The organism is Jiella sp. M17.18 (genome assembly GCF_041027365.1).
Lineage (GTDB): Bacteria > Pseudomonadota > Alphaproteobacteria > Rhizobiales > Rhizobiaceae > VKMB-3413.
The window spans coordinates 330,680-347,860 of record NZ_JBFTEH010000004.1; the positions used below are offsets into that span (position 1 = coordinate 330,680).

Annotated in this window: 19 protein-coding genes; 9 read left to right on the forward strand and 10 right to left on the reverse strand. The window is 68.6% G+C overall.

The features are described 5' to 3' along the window. Nucleotides 1-120: 120 nt before the first annotated feature. The 8 genes from ccoS to ccoN all read right to left on the reverse strand — a co-directional run bounded on the left by ccoS (nucleotide 121) and on the right by ccoN (nucleotide 8,420). On the reverse strand, nucleotides 121-276 hold the full coding sequence (gene ccoS / locus AB5S17_RS10415) for a cbb3-type cytochrome oxidase assembly protein CcoS (protein WP_369238950.1): 156 nt from the start codon (nucleotides 274-276) through the stop codon (nucleotides 121-123). After that, a complete protein-coding gene (locus AB5S17_RS10420; protein ID WP_369238952.1) occupies nucleotides 273-2,597 on the reverse strand; it encodes a heavy metal translocating P-type ATPase in 2,325 nt (774 codons plus the stop codon). The genes ccoS and AB5S17_RS10420 overlap by 4 nt, the downstream gene beginning before the upstream one ends. Nucleotides 2,598-2,607: 10 nt before the next feature. Further along, a complete protein-coding gene (locus tag AB5S17_RS10425) occupies nucleotides 2,608-3,090 on the reverse strand; it encodes a FixH family protein (protein WP_369238954.1) in 483 nt (160 codons plus the stop codon). After that, nucleotides 3,087-4,649: a cytochrome c oxidase accessory protein CcoG gene (gene ccoG, locus AB5S17_RS10430; RefSeq protein ID WP_369238956.1), complete on the reverse strand. Its 1,563-nt coding sequence runs from the start codon at nucleotides 4,647-4,649 to the stop codon at nucleotides 3,087-3,089. Before ccoG ends, AB5S17_RS10425 begins: the two co-directional genes overlap by 4 nt. A 279-nt stretch (nucleotides 4,650-4,928) precedes the next feature. Continuing rightward, nucleotides 4,929-5,801 (reverse strand): cytochrome-c oxidase, cbb3-type subunit III, encoded by an 873-nt coding sequence (ccoP, locus tag AB5S17_RS10435; protein ID WP_369238958.1) that lies wholly within the window; start codon nucleotides 5,799-5,801, stop codon nucleotides 4,929-4,931. 3 nt (nucleotides 5,802-5,804) lie between these two features. Beyond that, nucleotides 5,805-5,960, reverse strand: coding sequence for a cbb3-type cytochrome c oxidase subunit 3 (locus AB5S17_RS10440; RefSeq protein WP_369238960.1), 156 nt, complete (start codon nucleotides 5,958-5,960; stop codon nucleotides 5,805-5,807). Between the two features lie 10 nt (nucleotides 5,961-5,970). Continuing rightward, complete coding sequence (gene ccoO, locus AB5S17_RS10445; protein ID WP_369239100.1) at nucleotides 5,971-6,744, reverse strand: cytochrome-c oxidase, cbb3-type subunit II; 774 nt, start codon at nucleotides 6,742-6,744, stop codon at nucleotides 5,971-5,973. 38 nt (nucleotides 6,745-6,782) lie between these two features. After that, nucleotides 6,783-8,420, reverse strand: coding sequence for a cytochrome-c oxidase, cbb3-type subunit I (ccoN, locus tag AB5S17_RS10450; protein WP_369238962.1), 1,638 nt, complete (start codon nucleotides 8,418-8,420; stop codon nucleotides 6,783-6,785). Nucleotides 8,421-8,708: 288 nt separating this feature from the next. Here ccoN and trxC point away from each other — a divergent pair, with 288 nt between their 5' ends. After that, on the forward strand, nucleotides 8,709-9,158 hold the full coding sequence (gene trxC / locus AB5S17_RS10455; RefSeq protein WP_369238964.1) for a thioredoxin TrxC: 450 nt from the start codon (nucleotides 8,709-8,711) through the stop codon (nucleotides 9,156-9,158). A 42-nt stretch (nucleotides 9,159-9,200) separates the two neighbouring features. Here trxC and AB5S17_RS10460 read toward each other — a convergent pair whose 3' ends face one another. Continuing rightward, the gene (locus AB5S17_RS10460) at nucleotides 9,201-9,791 is read right to left on the reverse strand and encodes an NAD(P)H-dependent oxidoreductase (RefSeq protein ID WP_369238966.1); all 591 of its coding nucleotides are present in this window, start codon (nucleotides 9,789-9,791) and stop codon (nucleotides 9,201-9,203) included. Nucleotides 9,792-10,069: 278 nt separating this feature from the next. On the opposite strand from AB5S17_RS10460, the gene AB5S17_RS10465 reads away from it, so the two are divergent. After that, entirely contained in the window at nucleotides 10,070-10,342 is a 273-nt protein-coding gene (locus AB5S17_RS10465) for a hypothetical protein (protein WP_369238968.1), read from the forward strand. 110 nt (nucleotides 10,343-10,452) lie between these two features. On the opposite strand, the gene AB5S17_RS10470 is transcribed toward AB5S17_RS10465, so the two are convergent. Next, nucleotides 10,453-10,890, reverse strand: coding sequence for a MarR family winged helix-turn-helix transcriptional regulator (locus AB5S17_RS10470; RefSeq protein WP_369238970.1), 438 nt, complete (start codon nucleotides 10,888-10,890; stop codon nucleotides 10,453-10,455). An 89-nt stretch (nucleotides 10,891-10,979) separates the two neighbouring features. Here AB5S17_RS10470 and hmgA point away from each other — a divergent pair, with 89 nt between their 5' ends. From hmgA to AB5S17_RS10505, 7 genes are all read left to right on the forward strand, one after another. Then, nucleotides 10,980-12,293, forward strand: coding sequence for a homogentisate 1,2-dioxygenase (gene hmgA, locus AB5S17_RS10475; protein WP_369238972.1), 1,314 nt, complete (start codon nucleotides 10,980-10,982; stop codon nucleotides 12,291-12,293). Between the two features lie 7 nt (nucleotides 12,294-12,300). Then, nucleotides 12,301-13,323 carry a fumarylacetoacetate hydrolase family protein gene (locus AB5S17_RS10480; RefSeq protein ID WP_369238974.1) on the forward strand — a complete coding sequence of 341 codons (1,023 nt, stop codon included), beginning with the start codon at nucleotides 12,301-12,303 and terminating at the stop codon, nucleotides 13,321-13,323. A 7-nt stretch (nucleotides 13,324-13,330) separates the two neighbouring features. Next, nucleotides 13,331-13,735 carry a glutathione S-transferase N-terminal domain-containing protein gene (locus AB5S17_RS10485; RefSeq protein WP_369238976.1) on the forward strand — a complete coding sequence of 135 codons (405 nt, stop codon included), beginning with the start codon at nucleotides 13,331-13,333 and terminating at the stop codon, nucleotides 13,733-13,735. 80 nt (nucleotides 13,736-13,815) lie between these two features. Then, entirely contained in the window at nucleotides 13,816-14,859 is a 1,044-nt protein-coding gene (locus AB5S17_RS10490) for a TRAP transporter substrate-binding protein (protein WP_369238978.1), read from the forward strand. A gap of 12 nt (nucleotides 14,860-14,871) precedes the next feature. Beyond that, nucleotides 14,872-15,414 carry a TRAP transporter small permease gene (locus AB5S17_RS10495; RefSeq protein WP_369238980.1) on the forward strand — a complete coding sequence of 181 codons (543 nt, stop codon included), beginning with the start codon at nucleotides 14,872-14,874 and terminating at the stop codon, nucleotides 15,412-15,414. Beyond that, nucleotides 15,411-16,718 carry a TRAP transporter large permease gene (locus tag AB5S17_RS10500; RefSeq protein WP_369238982.1) on the forward strand — a complete coding sequence of 436 codons (1,308 nt, stop codon included), beginning with the start codon at nucleotides 15,411-15,413 and terminating at the stop codon, nucleotides 16,716-16,718. The genes AB5S17_RS10495 and AB5S17_RS10500 overlap by 4 nt, the downstream gene beginning before the upstream one ends. Before the next feature lie 16 nt (nucleotides 16,719-16,734). Next, nucleotides 16,735-17,178: a MarR family winged helix-turn-helix transcriptional regulator gene (locus AB5S17_RS10505; protein ID WP_369238984.1), complete on the forward strand. Its 444-nt coding sequence runs from the start codon at nucleotides 16,735-16,737 to the stop codon at nucleotides 17,176-17,178. Nucleotides 17,179-17,181 lie beyond the last annotated feature (3 nt).

Sequence of the window (17,181 nt, forward strand, 5' to 3'; positions counted from 1 at the left end):
CCAGCAACGGATGGACCGCCCGGCTAACCGTTTGATTGCGTATCTTCGCCGTCCGGCTCCCTCAGCTGCGGCTTCAACCGGGTGGCGGACGTGTTTACGACATCTTTTCGGCGAGCCGGCTCAAGCGTCCGGCTTGTCGGCCTCGTCCTCCAGAATTCGCCAGGCGGCGCCGTCGACGTCGTCGTACTGGCCGCTCCGCAGCGCCCAGAAGAAGGCTCCGAGGCCGGTCAGTCCGAGCAGGAGCGCGATCGGGACGAGGAGCAGGAGGACGTTCATGCGGCGACGGCGGGGGCTCGAGCGGCACGCTCGGTGCGCGGAGGAAGTGCCTGTGCCGGGCCCGCCGCGGCTGCGCCGCGTCCGGCGCGGTCCTTCACCGAGAGGCGCAGGCTGTTGGCGACCACGAGGATCGACGAGGCCGACATGGCGATCGCGGCGATCAGGGGCGTGACGAGACCGGCCATCGCGAGAGGCACCGCGACCGCGTTGTAGAGGACGGCGAGGGCGAAGTTCTGCCGCACGAGCGCACGCGCCCGGCGCGCGAGGGTGAAGGCGAAGGACACCGCGTCCAGGCTGTCGCGGGTGAAGACGAAGTCGGCGGCGAGCCGGCCGGCGTCGCAGGCCGAGGCCGGCGCCATCGACACGTCCGCCGCCGCAAGGCTCGGCGCATCGTTCAGCCCGTCGCCGACCATCATCACCCTGGCGCCGCCGGCCTGCAGCGCGCGGATGCGGGCGATCTTGTCGGCCGGCGTCTGGCCGGAGCGGAAGCGGGCGAGCTCCAGCGCTTCGGCCACGCGGCGCACCGGGGCCTCGGCATCGCCCGACAGGAGTTCCGGTACGAGCCCCGCCCGCTCCAGGGCTGCGATCGTCGAAGCGGCGTCCGGCCGGAGAGCCTCCTCCAGCGCGACATGCGCGGTCCGTCCGCCGGAGAAGGCGAAGGCGAGGCCGCTTGTTTCGGGCGCGCCCAGCCCCGGGCTGCCGATCTCGGCCACCCAGGACGGCCGGCCGAGCCGCGCGAGACGGCCGTCGATCTTGGCCTCGACGCCGCAGCCCGGCACCTCCCGGGCATCCAGGACGGCAAGATCGGCGCCCTCCGGCAGCCCCTCGACGACCGCCCGGCTCGCCGGATGGGTGGAGCGCGCGGCAAGGGCCCGGGCGGCGTCGCTGTCGCGGCCTTCGGCGATGTCGGTCGCGGCGAGCCGCGGCGTGCCGGTCGTCAGCGTGCCGGTCTTGTCGAAGAGCACGGTGTCGATCTCGGCGAGGCGTTCCAGTGCCGAGCCGTCCTTCATCAGGATGCCCGCCTCGAAGAGCCGCGACGCGCCGATCACATGGACGACCGGCACGGCGAGCCCGAGCGCGCAGGGGCAGGTGACGATGAGCACGGCGATGGCGGTGTAGAGCGCGTGATACCAGTCGCCGCCGGACGCGATCAGCCAGAACAGGAAGGCGGCCGCGGCGAGGATGTGGACGGCCGGCGCGTAGAGCCGGGCCATGCGGTCGGCAATGCGCACATAGGCGCCGCGGCCGGTCTCGGCCGCCTCCATCATGGCCATGATGTCCGCCAGGAAGGAGTGCCGGGTGTCGGTGAGCGCCTCGACGTCGAGCGGGCCGGTGCGGTTGAGGACGCCCGCCTCGACCCTCATGCCGGGCGTTGCGAGGACAGGTGCGCTCTCGCCGGTGACGAGCGAGCGGTCGAGGTCGCTCTCCCCGGCGAGCACCCTGGCGTCGACGGGCATCCGGCCGCCGGCCGGCACGCGCAGGATCATGCCCGGCTCGACCTCGTCCAGCGGGATGTAGCTGAGGCTGCCGCCCTCGACGCGCGTCGCGCCCTTGGCCGCGAGCCGCGCGATCCCGAGGACGGCGCTGCGCGCGCGCTCGCGCATCCGCTGGTCGAGATAGCGGCCGACGAGCAGGAAGAAGGTGAGCGTCACGGCCGCGTCGAAATAGGCCTCGGTGCCGCCGGTCAGGCTTTCGGCGAGGCTCATGCCGAGCGCGAGGAGAAGCGCCAGCGAGATCGGCACGTCCATGTTCAGCCGCCCGGCGCGCAGCGCCGAGAACGCCGAGCGAAAGAACACCTGCCCCGAGAAGGCGACCGTCGGGACCGCGATCAACGCCGAGATCAGGTGGAACAGGTCGCGCGTGGCGGCCTGTGCCCCGGACCAGACGGAGACCGACAGGAGCATGATGTTGGCGGCGGCAAAGCCCGCGACCGCCAGCGCGATCAGCAGCCGCGTCGACTGCCGCTCCCGGCCGAGCTGATCGAGGTCCCCGAGATCCACGGGCGTTGCGGGAAAGCCGATGCGGGCGAGGGTCTCGACGATCGGCACGGGCGAGACCTCGGCACGGTCGAGCACCACCGTGACCCGGCGCAGCGTCAGGTTCGCGCGGGCCGAGAGGACGCCCGGCAACGGCGTCAGCGCGCGCTCGACGGTGGCGAGGCAGGCGCCGCAATGGATGGCCGGGACGGAGAAGACATAGGTGACCGTGCCGTCCTCGCCGCCCCGGCCGGCCCGGCGCAGCTCTTCGCGCTGCGGGTCGGCGGAGGCGACGGCCTCTTCCTCGGCGACGGCGAGGTCGTAGGCGGGGCTGCAGCAGCTCACCTGCCACCTCTCACGGAACGCTGAACCGGACGGCGCGGTGCCAGGGCGGCAGGTCGTCGGCTGTGACCGTCAGACGCGCCTCCCAGCGCCCGTGGGTGAGATCGGTGGTCGCGCCATAGCCGCCGCCCGGCAGTGACTTCAGGGTCAGAGTCCGGTCGAGATTGGCGTTGACCGGGTGCCCGATGGTGACGGCGATCGCGGCGCCCCGGACCGGCCGGCCGGCCGCGTCGCGAAGATCGATCCGGAAGAGGCCGCCGGCATAGCCGGTCTCGACCTGCCAGCCGCGGGCCGCCTCGCGCCGGCGTGCGGCGGTATCGGCGTCGAAGGTCTGGCTGGCGACATAGCTGTTCTCGACGACGAGCCCGCTCCAGGTCGATTCGGCGAAATAGGCCATCAGCACGTTCACCGAGATGATCGTCCCGAAGAACAGGACCATGATCACCGCCATGTGCCGGCCGGTGAACTCGCCTCTGCGGGCACCGCTCGTGGTCATCGGCCTGTCTCCGGGGCTTCGAAGGCGGCCTCGTAGACCGCGCGTTCGGAACTGTTCATGTCGTTGAGCACGAAGCGGAATTCGGTGGTTCCCGGCTTCACCGCGCCCGGCGGCTGGACGACGAAGAACTTCAGCGTCCGCAGGCGGTCGGGGTCGACCTTGATGGCGAAGCTGCGCCCGTCCGGCTGGTTCAGATCCTCCGAATACATCGACGCGCCCGGCAGCCCGTCGAGCGTCAGCGCGAATTCGCGCGGCTCCGGGATCATGTTGAGCAGCTTGACCGTGTAGCCGTTGCGGATGGCGCCGTCGCTGAGCTTCACATAGACCGGGTTGCGGTCGCGCTGGACGGCGAGTTCCAGCCGTTCGCGGGAGAGGAGCGCGACCAGCAGGCCGAGCCCGATCGCCGCCCAGAGGCCGGTGTAGATCAGCGTTCGCGTGCGCAGGAAGATGTGCCAGTCGAAGTGCTTCAGCCCGGCGGCGAAGCGGCCGTCCTCGCCGCGCACCCGCGTCGGATCGATCGTCCCGGTCGCCGGGTCGGTCGCGATCGCCATGTTGGCGTTGTAGTCCTTCAGCGTCGCATAGGAGATCAGCCCGCGGGCGCGGCCGAGCCGGTCCATGACGCCGTCGCAGGCGTCGATGCACAGCGCGCAGGTGATGCAGGCGAGCTGCTGGCCGTCGCGGATGTCGATGCCGGTGGGGCACACCGCGACGCAGGCATTGCAGTCGACGCAGTCGCCGACGGCGAGACCCGCCGCCGCGGCCTTCTTGGCGCCGTGGCTCCGCGGCTCGCCCCGCCAGTCGTTATAGGTGACGACGAGGGAGTCCTCGTCGAGCATCGCCGCCTGGATGCGCGGCCAGGGGCACATGTAGATGCAGACCTGCTCGCGCATCAGTCCGCCCAGCACATAGGTGGTCGCGGTCAGCACGCCGACGGTGGCGTAGGCGACGAACGGCGCCTGGCCGGTGAGGAAGCTCGTGAGCAGGCTCGGCGCGTCGGCGAAGTAGAAGATCCAGGCGCCGCCGGTCGCCACGGCGATGACCAGCCACACCGCATGCTTCAGCACGCGCTTGCGGATCTTGTCGGCGCTCCAGGGCGCCTTGTCGAGCCGGATCCGGGCGTTGCGGTCGCCCTCGAAGAAGCGCTCGACCACTAGGAAGAGGTCGGTCCAGACCGTCTGCGGACAGGCATAGCCGCACCAGGCGCGGCCGACGACCGAGGTCACCAGGAACAGTCCGACGCCGGCCATCACGAGAAGACCGGCGACGAAGAAGAACTCCTGCGGCCAGATCTCGACGAAGAAGAAGTAGAAGCGCCGGCTGGCGAGATCGATCAGCACCGCCTGGTCCGGCGCGAACGGGCCCCGGTCCCAGCGGATCCACGGCGTCAGGTAGTAGATGCCGAGCGTCACCGCCATGATGATCCACTTCAGCCGGCGGAAGCGGCCCTCGGCGCGCTTCGGATGGATCTTGCGGCGGGCCTCGTAGAGCGGCTGCGACTGCCGCTCCGGTGCGTTGACCGGCTCGACGTCGAAGCGATGGATGTCTGGCTGCTGAAGCATCGAGGCTCTCGGCTGGAAGACCGGGGATGGCGGGCGATACCCGATCGCCTACGGGAGCCGACGAAGCGCCGCCTTGATCTCGCGCAATCGTACTGTCCCGATGCGATCCGAAGGGCCGGGAGGGCCGGGGAGAGCGGGAAGTCCACAGGCCGGCCCCGCAGCTTCGCGGTGGCGCCGGCGCTGCGACGATGGTTTCGCGACGGCCCGTCAGAACAAGCGAGCCCCCGGCCGTTGGGACGGGGGCTCGCATACGTCCGCTTCGACGACGGCGATTTGGGGCTACTCGCCGCCGCCGAGGCTGTGGACGTAGACGGCGAGCTCCTTGACCGTGGTTTCGCCGAGCCGGGCGCCCCAGGCCGGCATGACGCCATGCCGCGGGTTGGTGACCTGCGCCATGATGGCGGCGTGGCTGCCGCTGTAGAGCCAGATCGCATCGTTCAGCCGCGGCGCTCCGACGTCGCGATTGCCCTGGCCGCTCTCGCCGTGGCAGGCGGCGCAGTTGTCGGCGAAGATCTGGGCGCCGCGTCCGGCCGCCGCCGAATCGGTCTCCTGGCCGGAGATCTTGCGGACATACCAGGCGACGTCCGAGATCTGGTCCCGGGTGAGGATGCCGTCGCGGCCGAAGGCCGGCATCTCCGAGACCCTCGTGTTGTCGTCGGTGGCATAGCGGATGCCGTCTTCCAGCGTCGTGTGGATGGCGGCGAGGCTGCCGCCCCAGAGCCAGCTATCGTCGTTGAGGTTGGGATAGCCGACGCCGCCCTCGGCGCCCGAGCCGTGGCACTGGACGCAGTTGACCTTGAAGGCCGCGCGGCCGGCGGCGATCGCCATCGGCCGCAGCTTGGGATCGGCGGCGATGGCTTCGACGTCGAGCTTGCCGATCGCCTGCAGCTTCTCGGCATTAGCGGCGTTGACGGCGGCCATCTGCCGGCCGAGCTCGGCCCGGCTCGACCAGCCGAGCAGGCCGGGCGTCGCCGAATGGATCATCGGCCAGGCCGGATAGAGGATGGTGTAGACCAGCGCGAAGGCGATGCAGCCGTAGAAGGTCCACAGCCACCAGCGCGGCAGCGGGTTGTTGAGCTCCTTGATGCCGTCCCAGGAATGGCCCGTGGTCTCGACACCGGTGACTTGATCGACGTCCTTGGACTCGGCCACGGATCAGTCCTCCTTGAAGGGGATGGCGGCGGCATCGTCGGCGGACCGGCGGGCGCCGGGGCGGACGACGAAGACGAGCACCGCGATGAAGAACAGCGCCATGGCGACAAGGCCCCACGAGTCCGCGAAGGCGCGCATGGCTTGATATTCGAGGTTCATGCCAGCCTCCTCAGCGGTCGTTTTCTTGGGGCTGGTAGACCGAGAAGTCGACGAGCGTGCCGAGCATCTGCAGATAGGCGACGAGCGCATCCATCTCCGTCAGGCGCTGCGGATTGCCGTCGAAATCGGCGACCACGGCCTTGGGGTAGCGGGCGAGCAGCCCCTTGGTATCGGCATTCGGATCGGCCTGGGCGCGAAGATCGGCCTTGGCATCGGCGATCATCTCGTCCGTGTAGGGCACGCCGACGTCGCGGTTGGCGGCGAGATGCGCGGCGGGATCGGCCATGTCGAGATCGGTCCTGGCCAGGAAGCCGTAGGTCGGCATGATCGATTCCGGCACCACCGAACGCGGATCGGTCAGGTGCTGCACCTGCCACTCGTTGGAGTAGCGGCCGCCGACGCGGGCGAGGTCCGGTCCGGTGCGCTTCGATCCCCACTGGAAGGGATGGTCGTACATCGATTCCGCGGCCAGCGAATAATGCCCGTAGCGCTCGACCTCGTCGCGGAACGGCCGGATCATCTGGCTGTGGCAGTTGTAGCAGCCCTCGCGCAGGTAGATGTTGCGTCCGGCGAGTTCCAGCGGCGTGTAGGGCCGCATGCCGGCGACCTTTTCCACCGTGTTCTGCAGGTAGAACAGCGGCGCGATCTCGACGATGCCGCCGATCGTCACCACCAGAAGCGACAGGACCAGGAGCAGCGTGACGTTGCGCTCGATCTTGCCGTGGTGGGAGAGGATGCCGCGGGCGACGGGATCGGCCTTCAGCTCCGGTCGGGCCCCGGCCATGGCGGGGTTGGGTTCGTTGTGTGCCATCGTGGTTCCCCTCACTCCGCCGGCTGCAGCACGGGCGCCGAGCCACCCATCGGGACCTCCTCGCGCAGGTCGCCGCGGATGGTCTTGTAGACATTGAAGGCCATGATCAGAGCGCCGGTGAGGTACATCAGCCCGCCCATCATGCGCAGGACGTAGTAGGGATGCATCGCGGCGACCGTCTCGGCGAAGGAGTAGACGAGGTAGCCGTCGTCCCCGTATTCGCGCCACATCAGGCCCTGCATGATGCCCGACACCCACATCACCGCCGCGTAGACGACGATCCCGAGGGTCGCGAGCCAGAAGTGCCAGTTGACCAGCCGCAGCGAGTAGAGGCGCCGGCGGTCCCACAGCTTCGGCACCAGATGATAGACCGCGCCGAAGGAGATCATGCCGACCCAGCCGAGCGCGCCGGAATGCACGTGGCCGATGGTCCAGTCGGTGTAGTGGCTGAGCGAGTTGACCGACTTGATCGACATCATCGGGCCTTCGAAGGTCGACATGCCGTAGAAGGCGACGGAGATCACCAGGAAGCGCAGGATCGGGTCGGTCCTCAGCTTGTCCCAGGCGCCCTGCAGCGTCATCAGGCCGTTGATCATGCCGCCCCAGGACGGCATCCACAGCATGACCGAGAACACCATGCCGAGCGTCTGCGCCCAGTCGGGCAGGGCGGTGTAGTGCAGGTGATGCGGGCCGGCCCAGATGTAGAGGAAGATCAGCGCCCAGAAGTGGATGATCGACAGCCGGTAGGAATAGACCGGGCGGTTCGCCTGCTTCGGGATGAAGTAGTACATCATGCCGAGGAAGCCGGCGGTGAGGAAGAAGCCGACGGCGTTGTGGCCGTACCACCACTGGGTCAGCGCGTCCTGGACGCCGGAGAAGGCCGAGTAGCTCTTCGAGCCGAGGAAGGAGACCGGCATCGACAGGTTGTTCACCACGTGCAGCATCGCGATGGTCACGATGAAGGCGAGGTAGAACCAGTTGGCGACGTAGATGTGCGGTTCCTTCCGCTTCACCAGCGTGCCGAGGAAGACCACGAGATAGGCGACCCAGACGATCGTCAGCCAGATGTCGACGTACCATTCGGGCTCGGCATATTCGCGCCCCTCGGTGATGCCGAGGAGGTAGCCGGTCGCCGCCATCACGATGAACAGCTGGTAGCCCCAGAAGACGAACCAGGCGAGATTGCCGCCCCACAGCCGCGCCCGGCAGGTGCGCTGGACGACGTAGAAGGAGGTCGCGATCAGCGCGTTGCCGCCGAAGGCGAAGACCACGGCCGAGGTGTGCAGTGGCCGCATCCGGCCGAAGTTGAACCAGGGCTCGATGTTGAGATGCGGCCAGGCGAGCTGCGACGCGATGACGACGCCGACGAGAAAGCCGACGATTCCCCAGCCGACCGTCGCGACGACGCCGTAGCGCACCACCTCGTCGAAATAGCCCTGGTCGTGGGTCTTTGCCGCCTGCAGACGCAGCGGGATCATCTTCGCGTCGGTGAATTCGATCCGCCGCAGCAGCACGATCGTCGCGATCGCGAGCACGAGGAACAGCACCCAGGCATGCGCCTGGAACGCGGCGTCCTTGGCAAAGCCCGCGGCAAGCAGCGCCAGGAACGCCGTGATGCCGATCCCGACCGCCTCCATGTGGTTCTTCATTTCCGGTTCTTCCCTCCAGCCTCGCCGCCCGTGCGCTCGAGTTGAGCGGCGCCCGAGGCAGGCTCTCCCGCTCTGCCGCAAGGTGAGGCCGCCGGCCTTGACCTGGATCAAAGGCGCGGGCGGGCTGACGGTCAGCAGCCGTGAGTGGCAGGGCGGTCGGGCGATTCGGACGGGCGATGATCGGCGGAAAATGCGCCCGCCGGTCGGGGATGCGGCGGATGACGTTGCGGGCGCTCGCCGAAGGCATCATCTTCAGAGGATCGAACAGGACAAGCGGGAGGTGGATCCGTGGACCGTCATATCGTCTGCACGCATTGCGGAGCGGTGAACCGCGTCGGCCGGGAGCGCGACGCCGACAAGGCGAAGTGCGGCTCGTGCCATCAGCAGCTCTTTTCGGCTCATCCGGCCGATGTCGACAGCGCGATGTTCGACCGGCAGGTCGGCCGGGGCACGATCCCGGTGCTGGTCGACGTCTGGGCGCCCTGGTGCGGCCCGTGCCGCGCCATGGCGCCGGCCTATGAAGCTGCGGCGCGCGAGCTGGAGCCGGACATCCGGCTGTTGAAGCTGAACTCGGACAAGGAGCAGCAGGCAGCGGGGCGCCTCGGCATTCGCGGCATCCCGACAATGATCCTGTTCCACCGCGGCGCCGAGGTTGCGCGCGTGTCCGGCGCCATGTCGGCGGCGCAGATCGTCGGCTGGGTCCGCCAGCAGGCGGGCAAGCTCGCGGAGACGGCGTAGGAGCGGCGACCGGTTCGCCGGGAGGTTCCTGTTCGCGCGGATTCAGCCGGCGCGGGCGCCGAGCGCCCGCATCTCCTTGAGCCAGCCTTCCCGTCTCCTGGCGTCCGTCGCCTCCACCATGCCGTAGAGCGTCTCGCGCACGGGCCTGATGCCGACGAAGTTCAGGATGTTGCGGCGCAGGCAGGCGATGCCGTGATTGCGGAACCACAGCCGGTAGATCGTCGACGGCATGCCCATGGTGACGACGACGCGGGCGCTCCGGCCAGCGAGCCGGCCCTTCGGGAAGCGGGCGTTCTCCGCCGTCGCCTCGAAGGCCAGCCCGGGGCGCATCAACTGTTCCAGGAACGCCTTCAGGAGGGCCGGCATGGTGCCCAGCCAGAGCGGGAAGACGATCACGACGTGGTCGGCGGCCATGAGCGAGTCGGCGGCGGGCCGAAGGCTCGCCGGAATCGCACCCTCCGCGAAGTCGGCGGGGCTGCGGAGGAACGGTATGTCGAGGGCGGCGATATCGACGAAGTCGACGCCGTGGCCGGCGGCCCGGGCGCCCTCGCTATAGGCCTCCGCCAAGGCCCGGCAGAAATGGCCGGTCGCCGGATCGGGATGGCCGAGGATGACGAGGAGGCGGCGCGGCATGGCGAATCTCCGAGGCTGCTCCGCCGCAGCATCGCCTGCCGAAAGGCCGGCCGCCTTGATGCCCGTCAAGCACGCCGCCCGGACGGAGCCTCCAGCGTCTACCGGTTCGGCACCGGCGCGGTGCGGATCAGTCTCTCGGCGTTGCTACAGAGGAACGGTCTGACGCTCCCCGGCGAATATCCCGAAGGCATCCGCGACCAGGCCGGATTCTCGGTCTTCCGTGCGGTCTTCTGCGACGGCGGGCAGGCGCGGTCAGAAAGCCAGAGGCGCTGGACGCCATGGTCGTCAACGTCCGTCCCGGCTCTGTCCTGCCGCTCGCCACCTCCGCGACGGGCCGCATCGTCTGCGCCTTCGGATCGCCCTTGCCGGTCGCGCGGCGGCTGGCCGCGGAGCAGGGCATAGACATCGCCGGAGCCGAAGCGTTGCGCAGCACGATCGCCGCCGGCGTCGCCAGTGAGGGCATGGTCCGCATCGAGCGGCTGCTCCTGCCGGGCATTCCGCGATCGCCGTGCTTGTCTTCGACGATCGGGGCGGGCTCGCCGGCGTGTTGACGACGCTCGGGCCCTCGGCGGCGTTCGATGCCGCGCTTGCCGGTCCCGTCGCAGGCGCTGTCCGCAAGGCCGCGCGGGACCTTTCGTCGAGGCTCGGCTACTCGTCCGCTTCAGCGCAATGAGGGCGCGTCGAGCACCCGCTCGAAAGCAGAGAGCGCCAGTTTGACGGTGCGCCGTTCCTCCGGCGACAGATCGGCCAGAACCGCATCTGACAGCGCGACCATCTGCGGAAAGATCGTGTCATAGGCCTTGCGGCCGACGGGCGTGATCTCGACCTCGTTGAACCGCCGGTCGTCCTCGCTCTTCGCCCGCTTGATCCAGCGTCGCGTCTCCAGATCCTGCAGGGCCCTGCTGACCTTGGTCTTGTGCATGGCGCTTGCGGTGCCGAGCTGCTTCGCCGTCGCGGTGCCGAGCCGGGCGAGATGGGCGAGAACCCGCCATTCCGGCCGCGTCATCCCCTCGCTGTCACGATAGACCGGCATCACCCGCCGGCTCATCAGTTCGGCGATGATGTTCAGGCGGTAGGGGACGAAATCGTCGAGATGCATGCCGTGAGGGCTCGCCCTTGATGGTTACAATTTGGACCAATACCCTTTCGGCCAACGAGTCCACAAGGAAGCGAACCGGGGAGGCGAGGATGGACCGCACCGCCCAGTACATGCCGGGCTTCGGCAACGACTTCGAGACCGAGGCGCTGCCCGGCGCTCTGCCGCAGGGCCAGAACTCCCCGCAGAAATGCGCCTATGGGCTTTACGCCGAGCAGCTTTCGGGCACCGCCTTCACGGCGCCGCGCGGCCAGAACGAGCGGACCTGGTGCTATCGCATCCGGCCCTCGGTGAAGCACACCGGGCGCTTCGAGAAGATCGCCGTGCCGCTGTGGAAAAGCGCGCCGAACGTCGATCCCGATGTCATCTCGCTCGGCCAGTATCGCTGGGACCCGGTGCCGCATTCCGACGAATCCCTGACCTGGATCACCGGCATGCGCACGGTGACGACCGCCGGCGACGTCAACACCCAGACCGGCATGGCGGCGCATGTCTATCTCGTCACGGCGTCGATGGTGGACGAGTACTTCTACTCCGCCGACGGCGAGCTACTCGTCGTGCCGCAGGAGGGGCGGCTGCGCTTCACCACCGAACTCGGCATCATGGACGTCGAGCCGAAGGAGATCTGCGTCCTGCCGCGCGGCCTCGTCTACCGGGTCGAGGTGCTGGAGGGACCGTGCCGCGGCTTCGTCTGCGAGAACTACGGACAGAAGTTCGACCTGCCGAACCGTGGGCCGATCGGCGCCAACTGCATGGCCAATCCGCGCGACTTCAAGACGCCGGTTGCCGCCTTCGAGGACCGCGATACGCCGAGCACGGTGACGATCAAGTGGTGCGGGACCTTCCACCGCTCGGCGATCGACCACTCGCCGCTCGACGTCGTCGCCTGGCACGGCAACTACGCGCCATGGAAATACGATCTTCGGACCTATTCGCCGGTGGGCGCGATCCTCTTCGACCATCCCGATCCGTCGATCTTCACGGTGCTGACGGCGCCCTCGGGCGTCGAGGGGACGGCCAACATCGACTTCGTGCTTTTTCGCGAACGGTGGATGGTGGCCGAACACTCCTTCCGCCCGCCGTGGTACCATAAGAACGTGATGAGCGAGCTGATGGGCAACATCTACGGTGTCTACGACGCCAAGCCGAAGGGCTTCGTGCCCGGCGGCATGAGCCTGCACAACTGCATGCTGCCCCACGGGCCGGATCGGAACGCCTTCGAGGGCGCCTCGAACGCGGACCTCAAGGCGGAGAAGCTCGATGAGACCATGAGCTTCATGTTCGAGACCCGCTTTCCGCAGCAACTGACCGCATGGGCCGCCACGGAGGCGCCGCTGCAGGACGACTACGTCGATTGCTGGACCAGTCTCGACAAGAAATTCGACGGCACCCCCGGCGTGAAATGAGGACGGCATGAAACTCGGCACCTTGAAGGACACGACGCGCGACGGCCGGCTGGTGGTCGTCTCGAAGGACCTGACCCGCTGTTCGGAGGTGCCGCACATCGCCCGCACCCTGCAGGCGGCGCTGGACGACTGGGAGTACGTGGCGCCGCGTCTGCTGGCCGTCGCCGAAGGCATCGAGACCGGCAGCCAGCCGACCGTGCGCTTCCACGAGCACGATGCCCATTCGCCGCTGCCGCGCGCCTATCAGTGGGCGGACGGCTCGGCCTATGTGAACCACGTCGAGTTGGTGCGAAAGGCGCGCGGCGCCGAGATGCCGGAGAGCTTCTGGACCGATCCCCTGATGTATCAGGGCGGCTCCGACAGCTTCCTGCCGCCGCGCGACCCGATCCGCTTCCCCGCCGAGGCGGTGCCGGACTGGGGTGTCGACTTCGAGGCCGAGATCGCGGTCGTCGTGGGCGACGTGCCGCTCGGCGCGGACGAGGCGACCTGCCGCGACGCGATCCGCCTCGTCATGCTGGTCAACGACGTGTCGCTGCGCGGGCTGATCCCCGGCGAACTCGGCAAGGGCTTCGGATTCTTCCAGGCCAAGCCGTCTTCCGCCTTTTCGCCGGTGGCCGTGACGCCGGACGATCTGGGCGCGGCCTGGGACGGCGGCAGGCTCTCGCTGCCGCTTCTCGTCGCCCTGAACGGAGAGGCCTTCGGCAAGGCCGACGCCGGAACCGACATGACCTTCGACTTTCCGAAGCTCATCGCCCATGCCGCGCGGACGCGGCCGCTTGCGGCCGGCACGATCATCGGCTCGGGCACGGTGTCCAACAAGGGTGCCGACGGCGGTCCGGGACAGCCGATCGCGGCCGGCGGCGTCGGCTATTCCTGCCTCGCCGAGATCCGCATGGTCGAGACGATCGAAAGCGGCGCGGCGAAGACGCCCTTCATGGCCTTCGGCGACACCGTCCGCATCGAGATGGCGGACAAAGCCGGCCATTCGATTTTCGGGGCCATCGAGCAGACGCTCCAAGAGGCTGCCTGACGGGGCGATGAAGCTCTACCACTTTTGGCGATCCTCGGCGAGCTACCGCGTCCGGATCGCCCTCAACCTCAAGGGCCTCGACGCCGACCTCGTGCCCGTCGACATCCTCGCCGGCGAGCATCGCGGCGCGGCCTTCACGGCGCTCAACCCGCAAGGCTTCCTGCCGGTGCTGGTCCACGAAGACGTGACGCTCGGCCAGTCCTTCGCCATCCGAGACCGGCTGGAGGCGCAGGCGGCCGAAACCGCGATCCGTCCGGCGGATTCCGTTCGCCCGGCGCGGGCAATGCAAATCGGGGCCGCTTCGTGGCGGACTTTCTCACCGCCCTACACACTGATCGGCGCCGCGGCCTCCGCGACCGGACGAACGGAGGCGGACGCTCGGAAGGGGCGGAGCCGGTATTGCCGGGGCTAGAAAAGCCGTATACGACCTATTTGTCGCGTGGATGGGAGCTGCGGGACGTTCGAGACGATGACCATATTGGGAGGACTGATATGAAGTTGCACACCACTCGCCGCGGATTCATGGCCGCGACCGGCCTGTTCGCCGGTGCGCTCGCCGCACCGACCGTTCTTCGGGCGCAGACGAAGTACACGCTGAAGATCAGCCACTACCTGCCGCCGACGCACGGGTTCCAGACGGATTTCATCCAGCCCTGGGCGGAGAACCTCAAGCAGAAGACCAACGGCGCGATCGACTACAAGATCTATGACGTCAGCACCGCCTTCGGACGGGCGGACCGTCAGGCGGATCAGGTCCGCGCCGGCGTCGTCGACATCGCGCTCGGCCTGTGCGGCATTCCGCGCGGCCGCTTCCCGCATTCCTCCGTGATCGAACTGCCCTTCGTCGTCGAGCGTGCCGAGAGCGGCTCGCGGGCCCTGTGGCAGCTCTACAAGGAGAACAAGCTCGGCAACGAATACGCGCCCTTCAAGGTGCTGCTCCTGATGACGCACAACGGAGCGCTCATCCACACGGTTGACCGGCCGGTGAAGCAGCTCTCCGACCTGAAGGGACTTCGGATCCGCTCGCCCGGTCCGGCGGTCAACGCGATGCTCGAATACGAAGGCGCGAGCGCGCTGGCGCTGCCGCCCTCGCAGATCTACGAAGGCCTTGAGAAGGGCTCGCTGGACGGCCTCGCGACGACCTGGGACCTCGTCGCCGCGGTCCGCGCCAACGAAGTGCTGAAGTACCACACCGACTGCCGACTTTACGGCGCCGCCTTCTACTACCTGATGAACAAGAACAGCTTCGCGCGCCTGCCGAAGGAGCTGCAGACGCTGATCGACGAGACGACCGGGGAGGCGTTGCTGCCGAAGGTCGGGCCGTGGTGGGACAAGTGGGACGCGGTCGGCAAGGCCGACGCCGTCAAGCGCAACGAAGAGATCATCGTCATCGACGACGCCGAGCGGCGCAAGTGGCGCGACCAGCTGAAGCCGATGACGGAGAAATATCTCGCAAGCCTGAAGAGCGAGGGCGTCGACGATCCCGCCGCGCTCTACAAGGACGCGTTGGACCTCGTCCAGAAATACGGCGCGTGACGGGCGGCGCGGGTGAACCAGCGTCCGAGTGAGATGACCGGTGACGGCGGCGCGGTGGGCGCGCCGCCGCTGCCGCTCGTGCCACGCGTCATCAGCGTCTTCGGCTGGATCGGCGTCGCCGTGCTTCTGGTGCCGATCGTGCTGACATGCGCCGACATCGTCTGGCGCCGCGCCATCGGCGGCGCCTTCATGGACACGTTCGACATCACCAAGCTCTGCCTCGTCGCCGCCGCGGCCTGGACGATCCCCTACGGCTTCGTCCATGGCAGCCATGTGACCGTCGACCTTCTCCTCGAGCAGTTCCCGGCCCGTCTGCAGACGCTGGCCGACGGGCTGATCCACCTCGTCTGCGGAGCGCTGTTCGTGCTCCTCGGCTGGCTGTCCTGGAACGGCGCGATGCTGCACTACAGCTACGGCGACACGACGCAGAACCTCGCGCTTCCCGTCGTCTACTACTGGGCGATCTTCATCGTCGGCCTCGCGCTGGCGGTCGTCGCCTGCCTGTGGCGCAGTTTCGCGGCCTTTCGGCGGCTGAGGGGCGGGAGCCCGTCATGACGGCGCAGCTCGCCGGGCCTGCCGGCTTCGCCATCGTCCTTCTCCTGATCGCCTTCCGGGTGCCGATCGCCATCGCGATGGCGCTGGTCGGCACGGTCGGCGCGATCCTTCTCGGCGGCTGGGACCAAGCCGCCTACATCCTGTCGAACCTGCCCTACGAGGCGGTCTCCGGCGACGGGATGGAGGTCGTGCCGCTGTTCATCTTCATGGGCGTGTTCGCGTCGTTTTCAGGCCTGTCGGCCAATCTGTACAACGGCGTGCAAGCCTTCATCGGCCATCGCCGCGGCGGCATCGCCATGGCCACCGTCGGCGCGTCGGCGATCTTCGGGGCGATCTGCGGCTCCTCGCTCGCCACCGCCGCGACGATCGGGCGCGTCGCCATGCCGGAGATGCGTTCGCGCGGCTATGCCGACAGCCTGGCAGCCGCCTCCGTCGCCGCGGGCGGAACGCTGGGCGTGCTGATCCCGCCGTCGATCATCCTGATCCTCTACGCGATCATGACCCGCAACTCGATCGGCGCGCTGTTCTCGGCCGCGCTGGTGCCGGGCCTCATCGCCACCGCCCTCTACATGACCGCGATCACCATCCAGGTCGCGCGACGTCCGGCGCTCGGTCCGGCCGGCGCACGGCTGAGCCTTGCCGACCGGACCCGTTCGCTCCTGCGGATCTGGGACGCGGCGCTGCTCATCGTCCTGGTGATCGGCGGGATCTACGGGAAGGTCTTCTCGCCGACCGAGGCGGCGGCCGTCGGCGCCGGGGGCGCCCTGGTCATCACCGCCGCACGCGGCCGGCTGACCCGCGCCGTCCTCAAGGCCGGCATCGCCGAGACCGCCGCGATGACCGGCATGATCTTCCTGATTCTGCTGGGGGCCGCGATCTTCAACTACTTCGTCGAGCTCAGCGGCCTGACGGAGATGCTCACCGGGGCGATCCAGAGCACCGGTCTGCCGCCGCTCGGGGTGCTGATCCTCGTCATCGCCTTCTACATCGTGCTCGGCTGCTTCATGGACAGCCTGTCGATGGTGCTGCTGACCGTCGTGCCGATGTACAACCTGATCACCGGCGCGGGCTATGACCCGGTGTGGTTCGGCGTGCTGCTCGTCTGCGTCGCCGAAATCGGGCTGATCACGCCGCCGATCGGCATGAACCTCTTCGTCCTGCAGGGCACGACGCCGGGGCTGAAGCTCGAGACCATCGTGCGCGGCATCCTGCCGTTCATCCTCGCCGACGTCGTGCGTATCGCCATCCTCGTCGCCGTGCCGGGCCTTTCGCTCTTCCTGCCGAGAATGCTCGGCCTGTCGTGACCCGAAGGACGCTGCATTGAGCGATGAGGACAGGAGCCGGTCCGGGCTAGAGCGCTATCCCGCCTTCCTGGTGCGGCGCCTCAACCAGGTGTCGACGGCGCATTTCTCGCAGGTGATGGCGGAGAACGGTCTCGACGTGACGCCGGTCCAGTTCGCCGCCCTGCGCGAGATCGCGGATGCGCCGGGGCTCGACCAGGGCACTCTGGCGAGCCGGATCGCCTGCGATCGGGTGACCACCGGCGACGTGATCAACCGGCTCGTCCGCAAGAAGCTGGTCGAGCGGCACCGCTCGACCGTCGACCGGCGCTCCCGGGCCTTGTTCGTCAGCGAGGACGGCCGAGACCTGCTCGCATCGATCATGCCGCTCATCGACGAGGTGCAAAGCCGGCTGACGGCGAGGCTCGACCCGGCGGAGCTGGCGCAGCTGATGGCGCTGCTGAACAAGGCGGTCGGGGAGTGACGC

Bases quoted from the DNA above. Each gene is read 5' to 3' on its own strand.
- ccoS (WP_369238950.1), bottom strand. From the start codon at position 276: ATGAACGTCCTCCTGCTCCTCGTCCCGATCGCGCTCCTGCTCGGACTG.
- AB5S17_RS10425 (WP_369238954.1), bottom strand. From the start codon at position 3,090: ATGACCACGAGCGGTGCCCGCAGAGGCGAGTTCACCGGCCGGCACATG.
- ccoG (WP_369238956.1), bottom strand. From the start codon at position 4,649: ATGCTTCAGCAGCCAGACATCCATCGCTTCGACGTCGAGCCGGTCAAC.
- AB5S17_RS10440 (WP_369238960.1), bottom strand. From the start codon at position 5,960: ATGAACCTCGAATATCAAGCCATGCGCGCCTTCGCGGACTCGTGGGGC.
- ccoO (WP_369239100.1), bottom strand. From the start codon at position 6,744: ATGGCCGGGGCCCGACCGGAGCTGAAGGCCGATCCCGTCGCCCGCGGC.
- ccoN (WP_369238962.1), bottom strand. From the start codon at position 8,420: ATGAAGAACCACATGGAGGCGGTCGGGATCGGCATCACGGCGTTCCTG.
- AB5S17_RS10460 (WP_369238966.1), bottom strand. From the start codon at position 9,791: ATGCCGCGCCGCCTCCTCGTCATCCTCGGCCATCCCGATCCGGCGACC.
- AB5S17_RS10465 (WP_369238968.1), top strand. From the start codon at position 10,070: ATGGTCGTCAACGTCCGTCCCGGCTCTGTCCTGCCGCTCGCCACCTCC.
- AB5S17_RS10470 (WP_369238970.1), bottom strand. From the start codon at position 10,890: ATGCATCTCGACGATTTCGTCCCCTACCGCCTGAACATCATCGCCGAA.
- hmgA (WP_369238972.1), top strand. From the start codon at position 10,980: ATGGACCGCACCGCCCAGTACATGCCGGGCTTCGGCAACGACTTCGAG.
- AB5S17_RS10480 (WP_369238974.1), top strand. From the start codon at position 12,301: ATGAAACTCGGCACCTTGAAGGACACGACGCGCGACGGCCGGCTGGTG.
- AB5S17_RS10485 (WP_369238976.1), top strand. From the start codon at position 13,331: ATGAAGCTCTACCACTTTTGGCGATCCTCGGCGAGCTACCGCGTCCGG.
- AB5S17_RS10490 (WP_369238978.1), top strand. From the start codon at position 13,816: ATGAAGTTGCACACCACTCGCCGCGGATTCATGGCCGCGACCGGCCTG.
- AB5S17_RS10500 (WP_369238982.1), top strand. From the start codon at position 15,411: ATGACGGCGCAGCTCGCCGGGCCTGCCGGCTTCGCCATCGTCCTTCTC.